The following is a 1,144-nucleotide window of genomic DNA, read 5'->3' on the forward strand; positions in this document are numbered from 1 at the left end:
TTTCTTTCTTACCTCAAAACGAATTGAATGACGTATGGGTCGAGTATTTTGACGAGCCAATGAGACAAAGACAGGCAGCTGATTTTACCAGAGAAAGGCTCACCGGCTTAGGCTACATATCCTTTATTGTTGAAGCCGAGGAAGAAGGTGGAATCAACGAGCCTGAGTATTTGGCAAACCTTGAAAAGGCAGCAAACTGGTTAAAGCTTCAACCAGAAGTTCAACACGTCTCGACCTTTACTGATGTCATGAAGCGTCTGAACAAAAATATGCATGGTGATGACCCTAGCGCATATAAACTCCCTGATAATGCAGAGCTCGCCTCACAGTATTTATTACTTTATGAAATGTCACTCCCTTACGGACTCGACTTGAACAATCAAGTGGACATCAACAAAGCCAAGACTCGTTTAACAGGCTATCTAGCGAAAACATCTACTTCGGAGCTTCTCGCTTTGGAAGAACGTGCTCAGAGCTGGTTTTCCGAAAATATTCCTAGCCTTAAATTTTCCCACGGGATAAGTAGCGATATCATGTTCGCTCATATTGGTCAGAATAACATTCGCTCCATGCTACAAGGTACATTTATCGCTTTAATCATTATCTCTGTTGTGTTGGCTTTCAGTTTACGCTCTGCATATTACGGCTTTGTTAGCCTACTTCCCAATCTCCTTCCGGCCTTAGTTGCTTTTGGTGTTTGGGGAATGACCGTTGCACAAATCGGTATTGGACTATCTGTTGTATTCGGAATGACCTTGGGGATCGTCGTCGACTACACCGTTCACTTTTTAAGTAAATTTTTACGTGCCAAGCGAGAGAATCAGCTATCTACCGAGGATGCGATTCGCTATGCCTTTAGTACAGTTGGCGTTGCGCTGTTGGTCACCACATTTATTCTATTTGCGAACTTTGCTGTATTAGCTATATCCGACTTCTCTATGAACTCCGATATGGGACTGATGACGGCCGTAACCATCGTTGTCGCTTTACTTGTTGATTTTTTCTTCCTTCCACCGCTTTTACTGTTTTTGGTTGGAAGTAAACGTAAAAAAGCTAAGCAAGATTTAACAATCGATGATCAAGGTATCCTAGATCAAAGAGCACCCTTAAATGGCTAAGTCACCTAAAAAGGTAACTCAACAAA

General features: G+C 42.2%; 1 protein-coding gene. It reads left to right on the plus strand.

Features of this window, described 5'->3' with window-relative positions; translation table 11 throughout:
• On the plus strand, positions 1-1,118 hold a 1,118-nt coding region (locus A3761_RS22705; protein ID WP_156492042.1), incomplete at its 5' end, for an RND family transporter.
• Positions 1,119-1,144 lie beyond the last annotated feature (26 nt).

The sequence above is a fragment of the Oleiphilus sp. HI0123 genome, assembly GCF_001635315.1.